The organism is Methanolobus mangrovi (assembly GCF_031312535.1).
In the GTDB taxonomy this organism is placed as follows: domain Archaea; phylum Halobacteriota; class Methanosarcinia; order Methanosarcinales; family Methanosarcinaceae; genus Methanolobus; species Methanolobus mangrovi.
The window spans coordinates 702,230-725,373 of record NZ_CP133594.1; the positions used below are offsets into that span (position 1 = coordinate 702,230).

The 23,144-nt window shown below is 38.1% G+C and carries 21 protein-coding genes and 1 tRNA gene; 13 read left to right on the forward strand and 9 right to left on the reverse strand.

Going from position 1 to position 23,144, the window contains the following annotated elements; translation table 11 throughout:
• Positions 1-97 precede the first annotated feature (97 nt).
• Positions 98-1,603, reverse strand: a complete 1,506-nt coding sequence (locus RE476_RS03495; RefSeq protein WP_309309015.1) for a small ribosomal subunit Rsm22 family protein — start codon at positions 1,601-1,603, stop codon at positions 98-100.
• Between the two features lie 226 nt (positions 1,604-1,829).
• Between RE476_RS03495 and RE476_RS03500 the strand changes: the two genes are divergently transcribed.
• The 4 genes from RE476_RS03500 to RE476_RS03515 all read left to right on the forward strand — a co-directional run bounded on the left by RE476_RS03500 (position 1,830) and on the right by RE476_RS03515 (position 4,526).
• On the forward strand, positions 1,830-2,147 hold the full coding sequence (locus tag RE476_RS03500) for a B12-binding domain-containing protein (RefSeq protein WP_309309016.1): 318 nt from the start codon (positions 1,830-1,832) through the stop codon (positions 2,145-2,147).
• A 115-nt stretch (positions 2,148-2,262) separates the two neighbouring features.
• Positions 2,263-2,664: a tetratricopeptide repeat protein gene (locus RE476_RS03505; RefSeq protein WP_309309017.1), complete on the forward strand. Its 402-nt coding sequence runs from the start codon at positions 2,263-2,265 to the stop codon at positions 2,662-2,664.
• 45 nt (positions 2,665-2,709) lie between these two features.
• On the forward strand, positions 2,710-3,798 hold the full coding sequence (locus RE476_RS03510) for a DUF7544 domain-containing protein (protein WP_309309018.1): 1,089 nt from the start codon (positions 2,710-2,712) through the stop codon (positions 3,796-3,798).
• A 143-nt stretch (positions 3,799-3,941) separates the two neighbouring features.
• Entirely contained in the window at positions 3,942-4,526 is a 585-nt protein-coding gene (locus tag RE476_RS03515) for a Maf family nucleotide pyrophosphatase (RefSeq protein WP_309309019.1), read from the forward strand.
• Between the two features lie 109 nt (positions 4,527-4,635).
• Here RE476_RS03515 and RE476_RS03520 read toward each other — a convergent pair whose 3' ends face one another.
• Positions 4,636-5,568 carry a DUF7490 domain-containing protein gene (locus RE476_RS03520; RefSeq protein WP_309309020.1) on the reverse strand — a complete coding sequence of 311 codons (933 nt, stop codon included), beginning with the start codon at positions 5,566-5,568 and terminating at the stop codon, positions 4,636-4,638.
• Between the two features lie 8 nt (positions 5,569-5,576).
• Entirely contained in the window at positions 5,577-6,386 is an 810-nt protein-coding gene (locus tag RE476_RS03525; protein WP_309309021.1) for a COG1361 family protein, read from the reverse strand.
• A gap of 214 nt (positions 6,387-6,600) precedes the next feature.
• On the opposite strand from RE476_RS03525, the gene mtaA reads away from it, so the two are divergent.
• Entirely contained in the window at positions 6,601-7,641 is a 1,041-nt protein-coding gene (mtaA, locus tag RE476_RS03530; protein ID WP_406600977.1) for a methylcobamide:CoM methyltransferase MtaA, read from the forward strand.
• A gap of 37 nt (positions 7,642-7,678) precedes the next feature.
• Here the strand turns inward: mtaA and RE476_RS03535 are convergent, their stop codons facing one another.
• Entirely contained in the window at positions 7,679-7,960 is a 282-nt protein-coding gene (locus tag RE476_RS03535; RefSeq protein ID WP_309309022.1) for a carboxymuconolactone decarboxylase family protein, read from the reverse strand.
• Between the two features lie 151 nt (positions 7,961-8,111).
• On the opposite strand from RE476_RS03535, the gene RE476_RS03540 reads away from it, so the two are divergent.
• The 3 genes from RE476_RS03540 to RE476_RS03550 all read left to right on the forward strand — a co-directional run bounded on the left by RE476_RS03540 (position 8,112) and on the right by RE476_RS03550 (position 12,239).
• Positions 8,112-9,023 (forward strand): ATP-grasp domain-containing protein, encoded by a 912-nt coding sequence (locus RE476_RS03540; protein WP_309309023.1) that lies wholly within the window; start codon positions 8,112-8,114, stop codon positions 9,021-9,023.
• Between the two features lie 443 nt (positions 9,024-9,466).
• On the forward strand, positions 9,467-11,470 hold the full coding sequence (locus RE476_RS03545) for a methyl-accepting chemotaxis protein (protein WP_309309024.1): 2,004 nt from the start codon (positions 9,467-9,469) through the stop codon (positions 11,468-11,470).
• 226 nt (positions 11,471-11,696) lie between these two features.
• Positions 11,697-12,239 carry a DJ-1/PfpI family protein gene (locus tag RE476_RS03550; protein ID WP_309309025.1) on the forward strand — a complete coding sequence of 181 codons (543 nt, stop codon included), beginning with the start codon at positions 11,697-11,699 and terminating at the stop codon, positions 12,237-12,239.
• Positions 12,240-12,307: 68 nt separating this feature from the next.
• Here RE476_RS03550 and RE476_RS03555 read toward each other — a convergent pair whose 3' ends face one another.
• Positions 12,308-13,078 carry an MBL fold metallo-hydrolase gene (locus RE476_RS03555; protein WP_309309026.1) on the reverse strand — a complete coding sequence of 257 codons (771 nt, stop codon included), beginning with the start codon at positions 13,076-13,078 and terminating at the stop codon, positions 12,308-12,310.
• A gap of 88 nt (positions 13,079-13,166) precedes the next feature.
• Here RE476_RS03555 and RE476_RS03560 point away from each other — a divergent pair.
• A tRNA-Leu gene (locus tag RE476_RS03560) sits at positions 13,167-13,251 on the forward strand.
• 154 nt (positions 13,252-13,405) lie between these two features.
• Complete coding sequence (locus tag RE476_RS03565; RefSeq protein ID WP_309309027.1) at positions 13,406-14,815, forward strand: hypothetical protein; 1,410 nt, start codon at positions 13,406-13,408, stop codon at positions 14,813-14,815.
• On the opposite strand, the gene RE476_RS03570 is transcribed toward RE476_RS03565, so the two are convergent.
• From RE476_RS03570 to RE476_RS03585, 4 genes are read right to left on the reverse strand one after another with little or no spacing between them, the layout of a single operon-like run.
• Positions 14,790-17,456, reverse strand: a complete 2,667-nt coding sequence (locus tag RE476_RS03570; RefSeq protein ID WP_309309028.1) for a hypothetical protein — start codon at positions 17,454-17,456, stop codon at positions 14,790-14,792. The genes RE476_RS03565 and RE476_RS03570 overlap by 26 nt on opposite strands.
• Positions 17,449-17,781: an HNH endonuclease gene (locus RE476_RS03575; RefSeq protein WP_309309029.1), complete on the reverse strand. Its 333-nt coding sequence runs from the start codon at positions 17,779-17,781 to the stop codon at positions 17,449-17,451. The genes RE476_RS03570 and RE476_RS03575 overlap by 8 nt, the downstream gene beginning before the upstream one ends.
• 12 nt (positions 17,782-17,793) lie before the next feature.
• Positions 17,794-18,432 (reverse strand): hypothetical protein, encoded by a 639-nt coding sequence (locus RE476_RS03580; protein ID WP_309309030.1) that lies wholly within the window; start codon positions 18,430-18,432, stop codon positions 17,794-17,796.
• Complete coding sequence (locus tag RE476_RS03585; protein WP_309309031.1) at positions 18,429-18,569, reverse strand: hypothetical protein; 141 nt, start codon at positions 18,567-18,569, stop codon at positions 18,429-18,431. Before RE476_RS03585 ends, RE476_RS03580 begins: the two co-directional genes overlap by 4 nt.
• Before the next feature lie 175 nt (positions 18,570-18,744).
• Between RE476_RS03585 and RE476_RS03590 the strand changes: the two genes are divergently transcribed.
• The 3 genes from RE476_RS03590 to RE476_RS03600 all read left to right on the forward strand — a co-directional run bounded on the left by RE476_RS03590 (position 18,745) and on the right by RE476_RS03600 (position 23,139).
• The gene (locus tag RE476_RS03590; RefSeq protein WP_309309032.1) at positions 18,745-19,605 is read left to right on the forward strand and encodes a hypothetical protein; all 861 of its coding nucleotides are present in this window, start codon (positions 18,745-18,747) and stop codon (positions 19,603-19,605) included.
• The gene (cas1, locus tag RE476_RS03595) at positions 19,602-20,816 is read left to right on the forward strand and encodes a CRISPR-associated endonuclease Cas1 (protein WP_309309033.1); all 1,215 of its coding nucleotides are present in this window, start codon (positions 19,602-19,604) and stop codon (positions 20,814-20,816) included. Before RE476_RS03590 ends, cas1 begins: the two co-directional genes overlap by 4 nt.
• 280 nt (positions 20,817-21,096) lie before the next feature.
• Positions 21,097-23,139: an HsdM family class I SAM-dependent methyltransferase gene (locus RE476_RS03600; protein ID WP_309309034.1), complete on the forward strand. Its 2,043-nt coding sequence runs from the start codon at positions 21,097-21,099 to the stop codon at positions 23,137-23,139.
• The last annotated feature ends 5 nt before the right edge of the window (positions 23,140-23,144 follow it).

The following is a 23,144-nucleotide window of genomic DNA, read 5'->3' on the forward strand; positions in this document are numbered from 1 at the left end:
GTATTGGGCGCAGGAACGGAAAGGAACAATAAACCTTTCCGTGTCGGCTTGTAATATGTTCGTCTAATTTAAAACAATTTCCTTGAGCATTTTGACTCTACTGGTCCATATCATGATATTGGGGCTCAACAGTGGTCCCTTTACCTATAAGCAGGTTGTATGAGTCATTTGTTTCGTTGTACTTGACGAGCACATTGAATAGTTTAATTATACTGCCATATTGGGCTTTTGTGATAACTTCGTTGTCTTCTGAAAGGTTATGGGTTGGCAGTACTGCGTAGACTGCTTTTTTTGAAGTGCCGTCACATATCCTGTAAAGCTTGTACCTTTCATCACCCAGATCTTCCGACATCAGTGAGCCTATCACATTTATGTGCTTCTGGTTGTGCATATCTATCTTGGACATGCGGGCGAATTTTGCTTTGTCAGGAATAATGAGATTTTGCCTTGATAATTTATCTTTCCTGAGTATTGCATATGAGTATTTGATATCGGTATTAATGTAGCGATATGGTTCATTACATTCTGCAAGTTTCAACATGAGTCTTGTGGGCTCGATGTCTCTTTTGTGCTCAAAGCTCCAGCATGTCTCAAGAGTGCATTCGCCTGACCAGATGAAAGAACATGGGCTGTAGATCTTGATGCCCATTCTCTTCAGCATTATAGTGAGCGTTCTCATCCCTGTTGAATTGACCTTGTCAGCAGGTTCTATTATTATAATACTGCCATCCGGTGAAAGTTTTCCTGCCATATTCTTTACAATATCGGCTTTTTGCTCCATGCTCAGGTCTTTCATTTCATTCAGGACATTGGAAAACACCATGAGGTCAATGTTATCCGGCAGTTTTTCAACATTCAGTTTGCTGACATCAGCTCTGATAGGTTCTTCGATCGTAACGTTTGATTTTATGCCAGCATACTGTGGTACAAGGAAATTGTATGCTTCGATGTTCTCATCGAATAATTCGATTGTATGGATGTTTGCCTTTCGATCATCAAGGCGGTTGTAAAAGTCAATAATGGCCAGTGGAATAGTACCGGGCCCGGTTCCTACATCCAGTATTTTCATACGGTTCTTCAACATACCTTCTTTTGCAAGGTCATGGAGTAGATACTGGAACTGTACAAAATACACAGGGAACTGATAAGCAAGATATCCCAGGGTGCTGTATCCTGTTTCGTAGCTTATCTTCCTGGAACTACCTTCTTTCCAGTAGTCAGCTTTCTGGTCACGGATGGCTTTCCTGATCTTTTCCATGACTATTTCATCATCCCAGTTTTTGCTGGTTTTCTTCTCGATATATTGTTCGACAAGACGTTCCATTTTCCTGGAGACTGCAGTTGACTTGAAAAAGCGCTCATTCTTTTTTATTTCGTCAGCTGTCAGTTCTATCTTCTTGAGAGGAGCGGCACGAACTATCCTGAAATCCCCTTCATCGGCAACAACATCGACTCCAAGGTCAAAAAATAAGGGCTTCAGGGTTTTGTATACCTGCTTAACAGATGTTTTTTCCTTAAGGTAGTCTGTAAGCTCCGATAACATGAACTCTGGTTTCATACGTGAAACGTATTTGAATGTGGATATAATCTCCCTGTCTGACATTATGGTTTCATAGCCTTTCCCACATGATAAATATACTGATGAAAGTTTTATACCGTACTCTGCACTGGATGCGTCCCAAATCGAATAATTTAAATAGTAAACACACATAATCAACTTTAGTTGTCTTAAAACAATTAAAATGGTCTATCTCCAATGATCAAGACGACCGGAGTGGGTTAATTCCAATGGACGAGGGTTCTCCACAAAAAAAATCAGGATGGATTATATGAAACCTGAAAAACAACTATTCAATAAAATAATAGATAAAGCACGGGAATCCGTTCTAAACTTTGACAGCGGAGAAGCCGAATCTGCCGTCCGTGAAGCGGTTGATGCTGGCATGGACCCTGTCGATCTTATAGAACTTGGATTTATCGAGGGTATGAAAGAGATGGGGGATCGTTTCGAAAAAGGTGATGTTCCTCTCTTGCATATCTTTGCAGCATCAAGAATAATGGAAAAGGGTCTTTCATTGCTCAAATCCTGTGCAATGGAAAATAAACTGGACCTGAGAATATTTGGTAATATTGTTATGAATGTCTGAGTCCGGGAGATTCAAATTAATTTCTTTTAATTCATTACTTCTCTTTTTCATCTTTTTTTAGAACAAAGCAGCTCATACTGTAATATTTATTAATGATGAACATCCATTTTTTATTATGGATAGTTCTGTCACATATGAACAACTCCTGATGCGACGGTCAGATGTCCTGATAGCTGACGGACAATATGAAGATGCTATATCCTGTCTGGATGAGATACTAAAAGAGCACCCTGATGATGAACATGCTCTCTCGATGAAAGGACTTGCGTATTGCCTGATGGGTGATTCTGAAAAAGGCATTGAATGTCTGGAAGAAGCACTGGAAATTGATCCATTCTCAAAGGAAGTTCTCATAATCTTTGCAGATGCCTGCCTGCGTTCTTCAATGCCTGAGAAGTCATTGGGGATACTGGACCGGGCAATAAGCTTCTATCCTGATGATGATGGACTTGTAATGTTAAAAGAAGTCATTATTATGGTCAGGGACAAAAATCGCAGTAATTTGTGTTTCAATTAACTGCAAATCATTAACTATTTAAAATAACACTTTCTATTATTTTATATGGGCTGGTATGTAATAGACGCAGTTGAACGTGCAATGGAAAGGACACGGACGTGTCTTTTTGAGCCGGTCGACATATGGAAATGGTTGAAACTAACTATAATAGTCTTATTTATTGGCGGTGGTTTCAGCAGTGGTGGTAATGGAGGATCCTACAATAATTATGATGGGTCCGGGTCAGGCTTTTCCAGAATACCACAGGGGTTTATTGATGTCGTTACCAATTTTTATGAGCATCTGATGTCTTATTCCGGGGTTACACTTCTCATTTTGGCTATAATATTGATATTCCTGTTCATTCTCCTTCTGAGCCTTATTGGAAGTGTGATGGAGTTTGTTTTTGTGGAATCACTCGTTCGCAATGATGTACGTATAAGGGAGTATTTCAGCAGGTATTTGATGAAAGGTGTGGCTCTTTTCATTCTGCGTATACTTATAGGTCTGGGAACTCTTCTGTTTTTTGTAATTCTTGCATTGCCTCTGTTATTTATGACTGGTATTATGAATGAAGGCATTGACCGTCTGGGTGGGGCTTCAATTATGCTTCTGGTAATGGGACTTATAGCCATTCTCTTTATAGTTGCTATCATTGCAGGCATAATAGGATCATTCATCAATCTGGCTATACCTGTTTCCATGTATTCTAAAAGAAGTATATATTCAGCCTTATCCCAAGTGTTGGGACAATTCAGACATGACTGGCAGCAGATAGTAGTGTATTGGGTAGGTCGTTTGATACTTGCTATTGCAGCAGGCATACTTGTGGCAATTCTGGGACTCATAGCAATTATTGCATTGGGGATATTGCTTCTTATTGTAGACTTCATTCTTTATTTTGGTTTTTCAGCAATAATTGCGAACACCACTGTGTGGCTCCTGTTCATTCCGATACTGCTTGTCGAGTTTATCATCTTCATATTTGTGATGACCTTTGTAGGAATGCCTGTAAAGGTTTTTATGAAATACCATATGCTCACTTTCCTGGAAAAATGGTATCCTATTGGTATTCCTATGTTTGATTCTCATCATAAGATAGGTGAGAGCAACATGGATGAATGGCTGAATGAAGCTACAGCGCCTGATGAATGAATCTGTTTTTTGGGGCAGACAACAGTTTGCCTTCTAATGCTTTTTTTAGATTTGTGTAATTCTTCTTTTAATCGGGTTGCAGATTTTTTAATGACACGAACCGTTGTCACAAAATAGATATCATCTGTCGTCTTTGTACGGTTATGACCAGAATAGTCCTTGCTTCTGCATCTGCAAGAAGAAAAGAGTTGTTAGAACAACTGATAGGCGCGGATTTCGAAATCTGTATCAGCTCCTATGCTGAAGACACGGGCAAGGGTCTGAAGCCGATAGAACTTGTCATGCATCACTCTCGTGAAAAAGCAATTGATGTGGTGAAAAATCGTGAGGAAGGCATAATTATCTCTGCTGATATGATTGTTGTCTTTAAGGGTGAGGTACTTGGAAAACCGGCTGATGAAGGTCATGCAAAAGAGATGTTGCAAAAGATCAGCGGACAAAAGATACAGGTTATCACCGGGTTGACCGTGATGGATGCCGGCAGCATGAAGGAGGTTACGGAATGTGAGATAACTGATGTCTTGATGCGTGAAATGCCTGATAAACTAATAGATGGCTATGTGCAAACGGGTGAATCTTTAGGCAAAGCCGGAGCTTTTGGAATACAGGGCAAAGGAGCCATACTCGTTGAAAGATTAGAAGGTGACTATTTTAATGTCGTGGGTCTTCCCCTTTTCAGATTATCAAAGCTGCTTGAAAAATTCAATATAAATGTTCTGGGTGTGTAAACTCAGTTTTGATCAAAGCACAATTAGTTGAAGGTACAATATTCAAAATAACGTAAAGTAAACAACAAAAAATAAAAAAAGGAAGAAGGAAAATCAAAATAAGATATTTTCAGATTTCTCTTTTCTTCTTTCTTAGAATTCCAACAGCACAAAGCATGGAAATTACCAGCATAGGAATTTCAAATCCGGGGGATTCTTCTTCTGCGGTTTCTTCTGCAGGCATCTCTTCTTCAACAGGTATCTCAGATTCAAGGAGTGCATATGTTGTTGGCGTCTCCAGTTTCAGGTCATGGAGTTTTATGGATGTACCGGTTTGTCCACTTGAAGTAATCAAACCATCTGCGATGACCTCCACTTCAAAACTGTATGATTCATCGGCTGGAACTGTCATTCTCACAGTACCTCTTGTCCTTTGACTTTGTTCTACGTTTGAGACAACGACACTGCCAGTGTATCTTGTGTACTGGTCAACAACTGCTGTGACAACAATAGTGACTTTATCTGCTTCATCACCCTGATTGTAGATTCCGGGTGAAGCTTCAAAGATAATGTCCTCACCATAGTTTGTTGCCTGTATGGTTTCTATCATAAGGTCGGTAAGTATCACATTTGAAACCGGGGTAGTTGTCTGTTCAATGAGTCGGATCTGGGTAATGTACTCATCTACAAGATTATTGTCCTCGAACAATTCTACCATAACCAGCTGCTCTCCACTTTTCGGAACGTTGAAAGTGAGGGACTTGTATGTCTGAGAACCCGCTTTAAGGTAACCCACATTCTCCATATGGTCCGATGTAATGAGGTTCGTATATGGGTCCTTTGTTTTCACCTTAATGGAAAGTGTACCTGTATCACTATTCAGGGGGTTTTGTACATAGGCAGTTACCTTGAGTTCGAACTCTTCATCTGCCGGTGTTGACATTACATCCACATTGGTAACAATGGGATGTCGTGCTTCTTCGACCACATTTTCATTCAGGCATCCACTGCAGATACAAAAAAGAAAAATGGAAAAGAACAGCAGAAAGTTCATAACTTTCATGCTATCGCCTACAGTTTAACTGTCAGAACTAAAGTTTGCTCGTCTACTATATGGTCGCCATACATTAACCTGACATAGACATCAGTCTCACCGTTTGGTGCATCTTCTTTCACAGGTATCTCCAGTCCTTTTGTGTAGGATGTTCCACTTTTTGCCATGGCCTGGGTTATATTCATGGATGCCTGGTCTGCTATGAGCTTATTGTCAACATCTACAACAACAGTTAGTATTCCGGCAGGTAAGGTGCTCTGGCCTTCATTCTTTACTGAGAATGTAATGGTTGCATTATCTCCTGCTTTAAGTTCCCATGTTTCTGCTGCAGATGTACGCAGTGAATCCATATCCGCTACAAATCCAAGGAACTGGAGTTTTGCATCCGGGAGTATCGTTACTTCTACAGGTACTGATTTTGTCTTTGTCATCTGTAATCCTTCATCATCTGCTCCGGAAAGGTAGCTGATGGTCACTGCAGAGTCATTTACATCTGTATCAAAGGCAGGTGCCATTATCTTAGCATTGAGGATGGAAGATTGTGCAGTATCTTCTTTTCCTGCAATATTAACAGAATCTGTTCCTGTAACTGTAAAAGGCATGTAACTTGAAACCATCACAGAATCAATGGACTGTGTAGCATTGTTAGTTACTCTCAGGGAGATATCCTGTTCCTGGAATTCCTTAATGACTACAGGGGGGGAAGTAAGGAATACATTTTCAGGACTCACAGGGTCTACGGGTTCAATTGTTGTTGTACAACCTGATATCAATATCAGGGCTAAAAGTGATGTGATCACTATTATTTTCTGGACTAGTTCTCTCATAATTAGTACCTCACTTCTGAAAGTACTTAAAAGTTTAAAAATCCTTTGATAATTTTTATATTAAGAATCTATTTATTATTTATCAGTATTATTAAATTAGGTTACTAAGCAATAATTTAACTATATATCATTAAAAGTTACAGTAATATTCAGTAAAAGGAATCTTTAAACCAGATTAAGGATAGTCTTTTAAATAACCCGTATCCATTGCATTATGGAGGAATCCTGTCTGCTTGATCTAACATTGAAAGAGCGTTTTATTTATTCCCTGGAAAGAAAAGATGTGGATAAAGTACCTGTTTGTTCGGTGACCCAAACCGGAACAGTTGAGCTTATGGAAATAACCGGTGCCAAATGGCCTGATGCACATTATGATCCTGAGAAGATGGCAACGCTGGCTATTGCAGGACATGAGCTTACAGGACTTGAAGCAGTAAGGTATCCTTTTTGTAATACAGTTATAGCTGAGACCCTTGGATGTAATTTTGATGAAGGGTCTATAGATACACAGCCTTACCAGCTTGATTTTCCATGCAAGAACAAGGAAGATGTTGCAGGGATTATTGTTCCCGAAAACCTGCTTGAAAGCAGGAGAATAAAAATAATGCTTGAAGCCACGGATATAATAAAAAGCAGGGTTTCAGATGATGTTCCGATCATAGCAGGGATGATTGGACCTGCAGCTATTGCTTTCTATCTATGTGGTGCGAAAAACTATCTTAGATGGTGTATAACTGAACCTGAACTTCTAACGCAGCTCTTTGCTATGGGTACTGAGTTTTGTATAGAATATGCCAATGCTCTTTTTTACCGTGGTGTGGATGCAGTAGTCATAATAGATTCCGAAGCTGGTCCTGATATATTCCCACCACCACTGTTCGAGTCTCTTATACTTCCTCATTACCGCCTACTTACAGAGAGAATGGCCGGTCATTCTATTCTTCATATTTGTGGTGATGCCACAGACATTCTTGACATGATGGCAGAATCAGGATTTCACGGACTTAGTATAGAAGAAAAGGTGGATCTTGCTTATGCAAGCAAGATGGTTTCAGACAGGGTATGCCTTATAGGTAATATATCTCCTGCTGCCACCTTGCTTGGTAAATCTCCCGAACACATCAAAAATGAAGCAAAACAATGTATTATGGATGGGGCAGGTATTCTTGCACCCGGCTGTGGGATAGCCCCGCGTACTCCTATTGAGAACATCAGGGCTTTTGTGGCAGCAAGGGATGAATTCTATACGAAATAAGGATTATTGCATGTGGATAATACTTGCAATAGTACTATTATAGTATCCTCTCGTAGACATCTGTCCAGTGAAGCTGGGAGCCGGCTGCAATAAACATCGAAACGGATAATGCTTCTGCTATTTCATCTTCAGTAGCACCATTATCCTTTGCTCTCTGGGAATGTATGGCGGTGCATTTCTCGCATCTGAGAAGTACTGAACAGGCTATGGCCATAAGTTCTTTGGTTTTGGTATTAAGGGCTGCATCTTTGAATATGGATTCACGCATTTTTCCAAAGGCTTCTGCAGTTTCAGGTAATCTTTCATTCAAATACGTCATGATATATCCTCTGCTGTAGATTTGTTTCATGATTAAAAGGTTATAGGTCAGATCATTCTGTGAATCATATATTTACTGTTTTGTTTGCTTAGTGTATGTATTTTTATCATTAGCGAGTATTAACAATAGGCCTATAAAGAGGTTTTAATCATTGAAAGGTTGGATTCTTTATAAAACACCTCAGATCGAACTGAGTCCGGAAGCTTATGAAATTCATCGCCTGATAGAAACGGCAAGCAAAAAAGGAATAGAAATTGAAGTTGTCTCTCCTGATCAGTTCGACCTTGTGGTCACAAGGGAGGACCGCAAGAGTATATTGCTTAATGGTGAAGTAGTTTCCCTGCCGGATTTTCTCCTGCCACGAATGGGTGCCGGCACTACCTATTTTGGTATGGCGGTAATAAGGCATCTGGAAAGACTTGGCGTATATACTTTCAATTCAGCCCAATGTATCGATACTGTTAAGGATAAACTTTACTCCCAGCAAATACTGGCGGAGAATAATATCCCTGTTCCAAAAACCATGCTTGGTAAATATCCTATCGATGATGAGCTTGTTGAAAGGTATCTGAAGTTCCCCCTGGTACTCAAGACCCTTTCAGGTTCAATGGGAAAAGGTGTTTTTTTGTGTGATAATAAATCACAATTCAACGACCTGATGGAATTGATCCACGTAACAAATCCAAAACTGAACATAATCCTCCAGGAGTTCGTTGAAAGCAGCCGGGGAAAAGATCTCAGGGTATTTGTTGTTGGTGGAAGGCCTATAGCCTGTATAGAACGTAGTTCAAATGACAATAATTTTAAAGCAAATTTTTCCAGGGGGGGGCAGGTCACACAATTTGCGATGACTCCTGAGGTCAAGTGGTTAGCAACAGAAACTGCAAGACTTTTCGGCCTGGAGATAGCTGGAATAGACCTGCTTTTTGATGGAAAACACTTCAAGATATGTGAAGCAAACTCTTCTCCAGGCTTTAAAGGCATTGAAAGTTGCTGTGATATAGATATTGCCGATGAGATCTATAATTTCATAAAAGTTCGTCTTGGTAAATTTGAAGATTGAATCATATGAGTATCATTTAAAATAAAGTGCATATACACATATAATTAGTGTATGTACAAAAATCTTTTTTTCACATGTTTTTAGTGATGTTCTTTTTATAATTTTGATATAGTTTTGCACACATGTACATTATAAATATATGAAATATGGCTGGAAAAGTATTGTTGCTTTCATTGATATTTTGTGATTATGTGCGCGATATATAATCTATATTGTGGCAACAGGTATTATTTTTTTGTTCGTGTGCCGTGGAACTAGTCACCACATTTATATATATTAAAATTATATAGAACTTGTGTTATATTGTGCAACTTATACTTGCATATGTGCAATACATCATTCACAACTGTTAATAAATTTCATTTAATGTATATACAATATTAGGATGTGGTCAATTGAATTTAAAAAACATTACTATTAATCGGAAGATCATCGCATTCGCTTTGATACTTACAATCTTGCCTGTGACAGCCGTTGGGCTTTTTGCATACGATCAAACTGCAACTGCAATAAGAGATCAACTTCATGAAAGACTTGACGAACAGGTATTCATGGAAAAGCAGTATATAGATGCTGTATTTTCGGTTGCCCAGGAAAGTCTGATAGCCAATATGGGAGTTGCAGAAGATTCTTTCTATTCACATGGAAATGCAAAACTCTCTGATGGAAAGATAGTACTTGGAGATGATTATGTTGTTAATAGCGACAATGGAATCGTCGATAATGTCCAGAAGCAAATTGGCGGTGAGGTAACGATCTTCCAGGTCAATGATGGTTCTGCAAGCAGAATAGCAACAACCACCCGTAATTCAGATGGAAGCCGTGCATTGGGAACACGGGTGTCTGATGAAGTTTATAATACAGTGGTTATCAAGGGTCAGACATACAGTGGAAGAGCTGATGTTCTTGGCAGTTATTACGTAACAAATTACGAAGCTATCAAAGATGCAAGTGGAAAGACCATTGGTATCCTTTCAATTGCTTCACCTGAAGAACATTACAGGCAGATTATCAAGGAACAGATGTCTACAATTACTTTCGGTGAAACCGGATATATGTATGTAATGGACTCTACTGGTGATGTTATTATTCACCCGAGCATAGAAGGAGATAATATTATCAGCAACGATTTTGCAAAAACAATGGCTGCTGAAAAAGACGGTGAGCTTGTTTATAACTGGCAGGGACGCGATAAGGCAATAAGTTACACTTACTATGAAGACAAGGACTGGATCATTGCATCAGGTACTTACATCGATGAATTCGAGGCTCCTGTAAGGGCAATCAGAAATGGTCTGGTAGCAGCCGTTCTTGTATTCGTTGTTCTTGGTTCCGCTGCAGCATTCCTTATCAGTAGGTCAATTTCAGGTGGAGTTGAGAAGATCGTTTCAGACTTCAAGAAAATATCAGATGATGCTCTTGAAGGCAAGATCAACACCCGGGCTGAAACAGATGTTGATATTGATTTCCTTGCGATTCCAAGTGGTCTTAATGATATCCTTAACACACTGACAAATGTCATCAATGTGGTCAGTAAGAGCGCGAACAATGTTGCTTCAACAGCAGAAGAAATGTCCGCATCCGTTGAAGAAATGACTGCTGCATCCACACAAATATCCACAACAGTTGGTGAGATAGCTAAGGGTTCACAGGAACAGTCTTCCAGGTCAGAGGATGTTGCAAAGACAATGAATGACATGACCATTGGTGTGCAGGATATTGCAAGCAATGCTCAGCAGGCAGCTGAAGCAGCTATTGCTGCAAAAGAGTTCATATCAGATGTAGGAAGGCAATCCCAGGATATGCTTGTGCAAATGGATGCTATCCAGGGTGCTACAAATGAGTCTGCAACTGTCATCAAAGAGCTTGAAGGCAAGTCTAATCAGATCGGAGAGATCGTCGAGCTTATTACCAGTATTGCAGATCAGACCAACCTGCTTGCACTTAATGCAGCAATTGAGGCTGCAAGGGCAGGAGAGCACGGTCGTGGATTTGCTGTAGTAGCTGATGAGGTCCGAAAGCTTGCTGAGAATTCAGGAAATGCAGCAGCCCAGATATCACACCTGATCACTGAGATCAAGGATGGAACACATGCAGCGGTCACATCTATGGAATCCGGTACAAGGACTGTTACAGAAGGTGTCAGTGCACTTTCAGTTACTGTAGAGGCTGTACAGGGAATAGTGGAACAGAGTAACAGGGTTGCCCTTATGGCAGAGAACATTGCAGCTGCAGCACAGGAACAGTCTGCATCCATTCAGGAGATTACTGCGACCATTGATGAAGTGGCCTCTATCTCACAGGAAACGGCATCAGGTACAGAGCAGACCTCTGCGGCTGTGGAGCAGCAGAACGCATCTATGATGGAGCTTGCAAAGAGTTCACAGGAACTTGCAGAGATGGCTACTGAGATGCAGGAAATAGTTGCAAAATACATAACTGAGTAAATGAGAGGGGTATACTCCTCTTTACTTTTTTTTCAGTGATCAGGCCACTATTCCTTTTTTATTTTCATATTTTCTTTTTTTGTATTTGTTACTCGTCAAATATAAGTATTTGAAATGAAAAATTCTCTATTTGAGAGTATAATAATGATGAGTGTAGCCGGGTTGTGGAGAATTCTACCGGAAAGTTGAAAAATGATATGGATAAGTTGGGTACCAGAGTGATAACATGTCAGGATCAGATCTAGATAGTAAAAAAGTGTTAATGGTTGTCGCACAAGATGGTTTCAGGGATGAAGAGTTCTTTGAACCCCTTGATATGTTCGAGGATGCAGGAATAACTATCACTATTGCAAGTAAGACAACAGATGAAGCAACTGGAGCACTTGGTGGAAGTGTAAAACCTGATGTTCCTATAGATAAAGTGATTATTTCAGAGTATGATGGAATTGTCATTGCAGGAGGGCCGGGTTCAAGAAAACTATTGTGGCCGGACAAGAAGCTGCAGAAGCTGGTTGCAGATGCCTTTGAACAGGAGAAGGTTGTGGCTGCTATATGCGTATCCCCTGTGATACTTGCAAGAGCCGGGATACTTGAAGGTAAAAGGGCTACTGTTTTCAAAGACTCTGAATCTATCAAAGAGCTTGAAAAAGGCAAAGCAATTTATGAGGATGCAGATGTCATCGTAACGGAGAATATAGTTACTGCACGTGACCCTGCAAGTGCTGAGGCCTTTGGAGAAGCTGTTCTTGAAGCTCTTGAGAAATGGTAAAGCCGGATATCCGGCTTAATTTTTCATCTTTTTTTTTGACTTTTTCTTAATTCGTTTTGTGCTTTAGACTAGGGCTTGATGTTCATGAGGTCTTTAGCAATGGTGACGTTGCCAGCAAAGTATTTCCTTATGTGGTCCACAGCCTCTCTCTCATGTCCCTGCATGTGTGGATAGAGGTGTGTCAGGTAGAGTTCCTTTACGTTGAGAGGAGCCTCATCCAGCATGAGGGTGAACATGTCAGGAGTGGTATGATTGGTCATGGGGAAGCCCAGCGGGAATGAGCATTCGTGTATGAGTATATCTGCACCCTCTGCCAGCTCCATTACTTCCTCACATGGCTCGGTGTCTCCTGTGTAAACAACGCTTTTGCCTTCGCTCTCAATGCGATATGCCAGTGAGTTGTCCGTATGAACGGTCTTAGCACACCTGATGCTGCAATTCGCATCCTGTCCGTCCGCACCCACCGGCCTGAATTCATCCCCTGGCGAGAGTTCCGTGATATCCACGGTGAACCTGTCTTTTAGATACTCATAGACTTCCAGTGTCTTCTCAAACCATTCACGGGTGCCCTGAGGCCCGTATAGCCGCATCTGTGTCTTGCCTACAAGCCAGTTGGCCTTGAACAGGGCAAGTACATCCCCCACATGGTCCAGATGCAAATGCGTGAGCACGATGCCATTAATATCCTTATGTTCGTGCCTGCTCTCCTGTATTCTACCAAGAACACCGCACCCGCAGTCAAAAAGCAAGGTCGTGCCCTCTATATCTATGAGCACACCAGACTGTACCCTGCCAGCCTGAGGTATGCCAACTCCTGTGCCAAGAAACGTAATTTCCATACCTGCTATAATAAGGCTTAAGTAACTTAACTTTTATTAAAGGGATGTTCGAAACCGTATGGCTGGCACTTAGATACTAATTCTCACTGCGAGGGTCGCCCAGCTAGGTCAAAGGCGCTGGACTTAAGATCCAGTATCGAAGGATTTCGAGGGTTCGAATCCCTCCCCTCGCACTTTATTTTCGGGATATAGTTAACACTAAAAAACGGAACTTTTGTGAAAAATTCATAGTTGGGACTATTTTCACAGTATATTTAGAAATAGAATTAAAGATACTTGCCAAAAGATTAAGTACTGTGAATACTAACTAACATTGGTTAAAAAATAATGCTTTTAAGTAATTATATAAACATCGTTTATGATAAACTAACGTTTTTAGATAGTATTTTGAGTTTAATTAAAGAAACAATCATTTCATACAATCTCAAATTTATTGATGAAATGCCTCATTTATTAACAATATTTAATACTGCTCTTCCATTGATAATTGCTCTTCTTACTTCATTTGGAATCTATGTTTATTATAACAAAAACAAATATGCTCTTTCTTATAAGTTAGAAAAACCTCATGAAATAGACGCATCACCAAAATCAGTAAATAATGTAATCGAAAATTGGGTTTCTTTCTCCAAATTATTAAAATACACATGTGGTTTTTCCTTTTTGTTGTGGGTATTTTGGTCAATTTTACTAATATTTGTGTATCTAATATTTGGTTATGTTGGAGTTAAAGTAGGCATAGCGATTATTCTTTCGCTGCACATATTCGTCATTTCAAAGTTATATTCAGTAATGTACAAAATCCAAATAGAAGAGGGAAGAAATAACTACGGATATATTTCAATTTATACATTATTCGTGTCTATTACCAGACTATTAATTTATGTATTTTTAAATTTATACAATGTACATAAGAAGTCTTTTTTCTCAACCGTTTCATCAATACTGGATAAGCTTTCCATTGAAGGCAATGTGAGATATATTTTCTATGCTGTTTCTTTAGTTTTTAGACTATTAATACTACCAATTGTTTTGATTCGCGTTTTAGTGCGCTCATTTGTATTTATATTAATTTATTTAGCAATACCAGCTTCTCTAATATTAAATAGTCTTGAATTTTTTATTCTATATGAATCATTACTTTTGGTTTATTTTGTTGTAAAATGTATGCCTTTATACCAAAATGTAAGAACAATGTCAAGAGATCCCTTATTTGTAAATATAGAAATGATTAATGGAGAAACAATAAGTCATTTATTATTGTATCAAACTACTCTTTCAGATTATAGATTTAAAAGTTATATTACACAAAAAGAATTCATTGTTCCCCACTGTAATATTAAAAAAATATGTGAAGACTATGGGTTTGAATTAAGACAATTAGATAACTTAATTGAACAGAAGCATTTTCTTATATCCGATTTCAATAATTTAAAGTATCAGCAAGACACAATAAAAATGCTTATACGGGTATTTCAAAATCAATATATGCATAGAGTTTGGTACAAAAAAGCGATACTCTATAAAAGAATGAATGAGCCAGATCAAATGAAGCTTTCTTTAGAAGAGGCTATTAAAAGTACAAAATCAGCCTATGTTTTTCCGACAAAAAGCAGAAAAGTTTACTTGCAATTTATTTCATTCCTTAAAAAAGATAAGGAATTTTATGATGAGAGGGATAATAAATGGTTTATAGATTTATTAGATGACACTAACAATAATGTATCAACCTCTTAACAGCCGGAGTATTCAAATTGAGATTTCCATCCCTTATCCTTTGCTTTATTCCCTGAAACCTGCTCCTTGAAACTCCGAGAACTTCCGCTTCAGATTGTGACATGGTAAGGATATTATCCATTATCTCTTGTTTATTGATGAACTCCTGTGCCTTTTTCACATCAAGCGCCTGCTCATCAATATTGTTAGCTTCTTTGCCGATATAGATAACAGAATCAGCATGAACATGTTTTCTTTCCATTATTCCAATATCACCATCAAACTTGGATTCTGGATGATTGGCATATTCTATTATTGTCCTGCTAAGTTGCTTGAAATAATGTGAGCCTTGCTTAATCTCTCCTGTTTCATAATCAATAAATGGTTCGTAAACAATACCCTGAGGTTCATTTGAATAAGGAGATAATGGCTTTACAGCTTTACCGTTTTCCTCAACAGTCTGGAATCCTATATTATAGAAGTTAAATGGCTTAATCTGCTCTTTCCATGATTTTCCTTTATTAATCTCATCAAACCTATGTAACACATTAGGAGTACTAACAGTAAGCCTTGAGATTGCATACAGGTTGGAATACTTCTCTTCAATATCAGTTTCCGAAATTAACCCATAGTGCAACTTAAGAAGGTCTTCCCATATCTCAGCCTGCCAATCCTCAACGTCCTTTGTAAATGGGTTTGTTAAGTGTCCAAGTCCATGTAATTTAAAAGATCTCTCACTTTCCATGAATTTGATTTTGCCATTTTCATAAGTGTAAAGAGCATAGCGTTTTGAGGATATCCCATAGAACCACATGTTCTCTTTTTCAGCCTTCAAGAGATCAATATCAAGACTATAAGGGTTTAGAGGCTGAAAATAGTCTACAATCTTCTGTGCGTGTTCAGGAGGAACAAAAATAGAATCGGTATCCATGTAAGCATGGACCGCACCAAGCTCGTTTGTTTTTGCCTCTGCCATAGCCAGGAATAACTTTGAGCCTGATGTAATCATCACACCTAGCAGAGGATGGAAATAATTGCCAGCCTTTTCAAATCTGTTTTCTGAAGTATTGAAGTCATCCAAACCATAAACCTGAATGTCACTTTTCTCATTTTCAGGATTTAGCTCAATAAAGATTCCATAACTCATTGCATTAACAAGAATCTTAATAGCCTGTGCTCGACTCTTTAATTGTTGGTATTCTGGACTATCTTTGTCAATCTTCTTCATTTCAATCTTAATCTTCTGCCGTTCCTCAACAAGCACCTGAACAAGATTATCCGTTTTAGGATCAATATCAATTCCAAGCATCTGAGATTTGTTTAATCGTCTCTGAACTCCTATTGGAATGAACTTGATAGCTTCAGTAATCTGAGGCACTTTTCCAGTAAGAATTATTGAACTTATGACATCAGGAAGAGAATACCATAATTCTGAATCAGAACTCAAGTAATTTATACCTACATTAAAAGAAGTGCCTTCCTTCTTGTATATCTTCCTGACAGGCAATATATCCTCGTCAGGATGCAACTTTACCATTACGACAAAATCTTTCCAGTTTTCTTTATCCTGAAGATAATCAAGATCTACATTTGACAGCATTTCCCTTGTTTCATCAGTGACTTCTTTCATCTCAAGTGATTCAGCTATTATGTACCTCCAGAGATTCATTAACATAGTAATGGTTGGATACATACTTGTGAAATCAAGAGTTGTTACCTTTACAGGATGTTTCCTTATCTTGCATTCACATCTCCCTCCAAAGTAGGAAGTCATAATATTTCCCAGAATTTCGGGAGAAAAGTCAGGATTCAAATTCAAAAAAGATTTAATCCCTAATTGCTTCAGAGCATGTTTTCCAATTGATGCATTGCTGTATATCTTGGTTGGTGGAATATCTATTTGATAGCGATCTAGTTCCTTAATGAGTTTTTCATAAACTTCCCAAGTTGCACGAACATCCTTTATCATGTAGCCGATGTATGTATCTGTAACTTTTCCATGTTCATCACTTTTTGTCTTCTTTGTTGTTGTATTGAGTTTCTTGCAGGCTTTTTCAAGTGATATCTTGTTAGTACGAAGAAGAACCTCTGCTAATGTTTGGACATCAAGGAAGTATCCTGAGAAACGATCTTTACCTTCATTGATCTTGGTTGAAGTGAACTTGAAATCATGTCCCTCTCCCATTTTTTTGATAATTATGGGAGGGTTGAAACGATTGTCAGAAAGTGTAAAGGTGAGTCCACCTTTATTTCTTCCTCTTGAATCACCTACATGTTTTGCTATCCTGCTGATGTCAAAAGGGAGATTAAAACCTATACAAAGTGTTTTCCATCCGAATATTTCTGGATAAAAAACATCATCTATGAATTCTTTGAGAGTATAAAGAGCAATGTGTTTTTTGTTTGCATAAGAGACAAAAATATCCTTTTCTTTATCAGTAAGTATAGATTCTTCATAGAATATGCCCTCATGGTGAATGTATCCATTTTGATATATCTGAAAACATCCTATCTTCATGTTTTGATACTGATTAGTCGTAGTTTCAGTATCAAAAACCAATACATTATCATGTCTTAGTGGAATTTCCTTTGGCCTGAAAAAGGAGGTATTTGATGAATCACTCACTTTATGAGTGTATCCTCTAACAGCAATCTTAGACATCGACAGTCATCCCCATACCAAGATTGATTAAATGCTGTCCAATCTCCTTCAGTAAAGCACCAATTGAAATGATACCAAAGGCCCTTTTGTTTTGCAAGGAAGATTCACTTGATCTTTCTTTAGGGCTAAGCCTGTTCTGTTCGGCAGTTATCTTTGCATGACAGTTCTTACAAAGGGGCTCTGTCCAATCCGAATTACTCTTTCCTTCAACATGATGGTTTTCAATGGTTGCAGAGTGATCTTCTCCACAAATGCAACATGCCATTGGTGGCTTTTTTCCCTTCTTGTTTCTCTTAACGTAGGTTGCATATGCTTGTTTTTCCATAGTGTTCACTCCTTAATTCGGGTATATTTCAAGAAATTCAGGTTCTTCCTGAGCATCCCTTATTTCATAGAGCTTTTCAAGATCTGTTTCGAAATGATGCTCTTTGCCCTCTGCATCAATGATTTTCAGATTCTTGTATTTCTTAAGAATAGGCTTGTCTGGATCTTTCAAAGCCCTCTGAACATCATTGAAGTATTTTGCAATCAAGCTTCTATCCTTGGAAGAAGCAGTTACAATAGTTTTAACTCCACCCTTAGAGTAAATCAGCATTTCAACTTCTAAGCTGTCCGTTTTGTTAACAACCCATTTTCCATTGGATTTCTGAAGATTATTACCAAGATTCTTTAGTGCGAAGTCTGTTCTCAATCCTCTCTTCTTTAGTACTTGGGTTAATGATTCACCTTTTCTCAGGGATCTTAAGATCTCAAGAGAAAGATTTCTCTCCCTTTTTTGTTGAGAGCTGAGAGCTTTCCAAGGTGCTTTACTCAAGTCATAATCATTCATCCTAAGCTTTCTCAATTGGCTCAGGCTTTTATCTGGAAACATTTGATGCTTCCTGATGATCTCCTTTGCATACCTGGTATCTCTCGATTTAGCTTTGAGCCAATCTCCATAAGTTCTAAAATCTTTGGAAAACTTAGGACGGCTCATCTCTCTTCCTCCCATAGTTTCATTAAGGCTATTCTTACAACTTCAGCTTGAGAGCATCCAAAGAAGTCTGACATCAATTCGAGTTTCTCCCTGTAATAGGGAGCTAATGTTATTGTTAATCTGTTTACAGGTGACATTTTTTACCTCACCAATAACCAAAATAACCGCATGTTTTATATTCAAATTTGACCTATAATATGACATCTAATTTGATGCTATTTGGCATTTAGTTAAGAGAATATAATTCCTATTTAGAGATATTTGGCTTATAGTTAGAAAATACAACATTTGTAAAAAAAATGAGGTATTCATATGGATAAACAAATGAAAAGCAAAGACTTTGATGAAAGTTTGAAAGAATACCTCTCTAGCTATGGAATTGTAAAGAGAGCGGATATTTTAGATGCCTTTAGAGGTGAGCGCAGCAAAAGATCAATTGTTCGGCACTTAGAGAACTTGAAAGAAGCTGGATTCATAGAAAAATTGTCTGCCAAACAAGTCACAAAATATGGTATCAAGCCAAAAGATTATCGTGAAAAGTACTTTTTGCTAAAGGAGAATACAGAAATAAAAAATCATATTGATGCTGTCTTTAAGCTCTTTGATGATGGTGATTCTGAAGCTAAAATCGCTGCTTTAGGGGAAATGGATACTTATAGTAATTATTACTTTTTAGAACCTTTGCAATTAGATATTCTGGTTAAAAATCTTAGTGAAAAAGACATTGAATTGTCATATCAACTAATGGTTGTTATTCACCACTATATTGTGGATAAAAAGATTCAACCAAGTGACATCAACTTACTGCTTACCAAGTTGAGATCGCTTTTGAAAAATATACCACCTATGTCTCAACAACGTCCTGTTCTTCGAGGGAATATTATTGCCTTACTTTGCAAGTATAATGATGAAACTGTAATTGATCAACTTATCAAAGATGCCGAAACAATGGAAAACTTCGCAGATGTAAAAGACGAGTATGATAAACTATATGCTGCCAAGTTAATCGAAAAGAATAGGACGAAGCTTTTCAATCTTGAAATTGAGTTGAGAAATAAAGGTAAGCACAAAAATGCCAAAGTTCTTTCTCAAATAAGGGATCAGGCAAGAAAGGGAATAGATATAGCGGTGCTTGGTGGAAATGTTAATACTCTGAGGAGTGACCTTAAATGAGATTTTTACTGTTAAACGGTCATGGCATTGATATGCGTGTCAATGGAGCTAAACTTCATGTCAAGAATGGAAGATTCTCTACCACTGAAGAACCTGAAGAATACGTATTCTCTCCAAAAAGAATGGACATTGATAGTGTTATTATCTATGGAAGAAAAGGAAATCTTACACTAGATGCTATCCGTTGGTTGATAAAACACAATGTTCAGATATCAATACTCAACTGGGATGGAAAGTTACTGACTACAATGCTCCCGCCTGAAAGCACTAATGTCAAGACAAAGTTTGCTCAATACCATGCTTTTGAGGATGACAAAGCAAGAGTCAAAATAGCAAAGAATTTTATAGATGCTAAATTCGATAAAACTCAAGTGGTACTTGATTATCTAAAACAACGCTATCCCGAAAGTGACTATGATTTCACAGAAGATTTCAATAAACTGAAGAAGACTAAAACCATTAAGGAAATAATGGGTGTCGAGGGTGGAGTAGCCTACAAATACTGGAACGAGTTCTCAAAAGCTATTCCTGAAAAATACGATTACGAATCAAGAATAGATTCAAGCCGTAGGCCCAACGGGGCAGGGGACATGGTAAACACTATGCTTAACTATGGCTACGCTTTGTTAGAGGCAGAGGCCCTTAGGGCCATCAACGCTGTGGGGCTAGATCCCCACGTGGGTTTTTTGCATGAAATGAATACTAGCAAGAATAGTCTTGCTTATGACTTACAAGAACCTTTCAGGTTCTTAGTAGATCTTGCTGTTTTAAACCTCATAGAAAGAGATTGCATGGAGAAGAAAGATTTCATTAGAACTGAAAGTTATTCCTTGCGCCTGAGGCCCACTGGGGCTAAGAAACTAACTGAAGAGATCAATCTATGGTTCAACAAGAGAGTTAATTACAAAGGGAATATGACAATGTGGAGTTATGTAATGTTCCTGAAAACTAGGGAATTAGCTCAGTATCTAGTTGGTAAGAGACAGGAGACAGATTTTGTAGAACCACAATATGAGACAAAGAGACAGGATACAAACGACATAAGACAGAAAATACTCAGTATTTCCTATTCCGATTGGAAAAAGCTAGGATTTTCAAAAGGAACATTACATTATATGAAGAAAAATGCAAAAGCAGATACCCCTTTTACACTTAATGCACATAATAAAGAGCGTTTGGATAAGTGGGAAAAACTTGTTGCAAATGGTTGATTTTGATGGAGACATGTAGTCTCCTTTGTCTTTTCATGCTATATTTAGGAGACAATTCCAAGAGACATGAGAGACAAATGCAAAGGACAGACAAGAGACAAATAAAAAATATTATATAGTAATGATGTGATTAATCTAAATGCCATTTTGTATTATTTTGATTTTTTACTTCCTTATAGCAAAATAAACCAAATATAAGTATTGAATAGACAACATGTACGCATCATAAAATTACTATAAAATGATTATTAAGAATAGTTTAAAAGAGGGATTTTACTAAATGAACATTCTCCAATACGAATCAAAAATTTGGGCAACTGCAGATTTATTACGTGGCAGTGGAATTAAAGAATCAGAATGGCCGTCATACATGATGCCATTTTTTGCTCTTGTTATGATTGAAAGCCGTCTTGTTAGAATGTTTGATGATTTAAAAGCTGAAATTGGCAAAGAAGCATTTGCTAATATAGAAAAAGATGACCTATACAATATGATTAAAGATCAGGGACAGGGTTACAACATATACATTTTTGAACACGACAAAATCCTAACTGATATCTGTAAGAATGATAAATCATTTGATATTGATTTTGACGCTTATCTCAATGGTTTTGATGGCGAAACCAAAGATCTTCTTGGCGTGGATGTTACAGAAGGCGAAAAATTCCTCGATATCAAAGGTGTGGTCACCAAGCTCAAAGCCAAAAAAGTATTGTTTAGCTATACTAAATTATGGGCTGAGATTAACCTTAAACCTTTTAATAACTCCGAAATAACCACACTGGAAGAACACATCAAGCGTAAATGGGCAGATATTTCAGCAGAAACAGCTGGAGAACAATATACGCCAGATGATGTAATTGCACTTATTGCCGAGATTATTTCTTCAAAAATAGAAGAGTCAGACAAACTGCTTAAAATATACGACTGCACTTGTGGCGGCGGTAATATGCTGTTTGGGGTCGAAGATCGTATTAATGATAAATTCAAACGTCTTACCCAGACTTACGGTCAAGACTGGAACGATCCACTATATGCACTTGCTAAGATTGAAAGCCGTTTTCGACCTGATTCTAAAATTGAACATGGCAATACTCTAGTAGAGGACAAGTTCTACAATGAAGAATTTGACGTAGTTGTTGCAAATCCTCCTTATGGTGTGAGCTGGAAAGGATATCAAAAGGATATTGAAAACGACAAAACTGGAAGATTCCATTTTTTGCCATCTGTCTCCGATGGGCAGCTTTTATTCATGCAGCACCTTATTTCCAAGCTTGATTCAATCGGTATGGGAGTAGTGGTACACAACGGATCCAGCTTATTCAGTGGTGATGCTGGTTCAGCAGAAAGTAATATCCGCAAATGGATGCTTGATAGCGATATTGTGGAAGCAGTGATCCAGTTACCGACAGATGAGTTTTTTAACACTGATATTTACACTTACCTCTGGGTGCTGAATAAGAATAAACAGTCGCAGCACAAAGATAAAGTAATGCTGATTGATGCCAGTGAAAAATTCAAGCCATTGAAAAAGAATAAAGGTTCCAAGCGCAAAGAAGTGGATGAAGTCAGCCGTTTAGAGATTGTTGAAACACTTACAAAATACCTAGACAGTGATTACGCCCGTGTATTCGACAAGGAGTTTTTCTACTTCAACAAACAGGCCATCATGCTCACCAATGTAGATGAATATGGTAATAGCTTTGAATCGAAGTTAAAGAAAGGCAAGAAAAGTGAAAAGCTTACGCCAACAAAACTTACCAATGGTGAGCGCGAAATGAGCGAGTTTGTTATCACATCCTTTGATACAACTCAATACGATTCCTTGGATGATGTCTTTGCACAGGACATCAAGCCCTTTATTGCATCCCTGAATTACAAAGAACAGCCTCTTGTTATCACCACTGCTACGGCACAGTACTGGTTTGATGCTGAGCAAGAATCGCTGATTAAAGAAACAAATGGTAAAAAAGAGTGTCTGGGCTGTGGAAAAATAGTGGTAAAATCTGCTTATAAAAAAGCGAACAAAAAAAATCCAGATCGCATTGAAATCACCGTTGAGCTCACACCTGATTACCAGAAAGATTATGAACTTATTCCCTATCACAAGGACGGAGCTGCAAATCAAGCGGAGATTGCAGACTTTATGGCAAAATACATCACCAAACCATTTGCATACTTAGATAATCTGGTGGGTGTGGAACTGAATTTCAATAAGATATTTTACAAACCAGAAAAACTGGACAGAGTAATTGATATTTTGGAAGAGATTGATGCGCTTGAGATGAAGTTGAAGGAGTTAGAAACGGGGCTGTCATTATGATGACG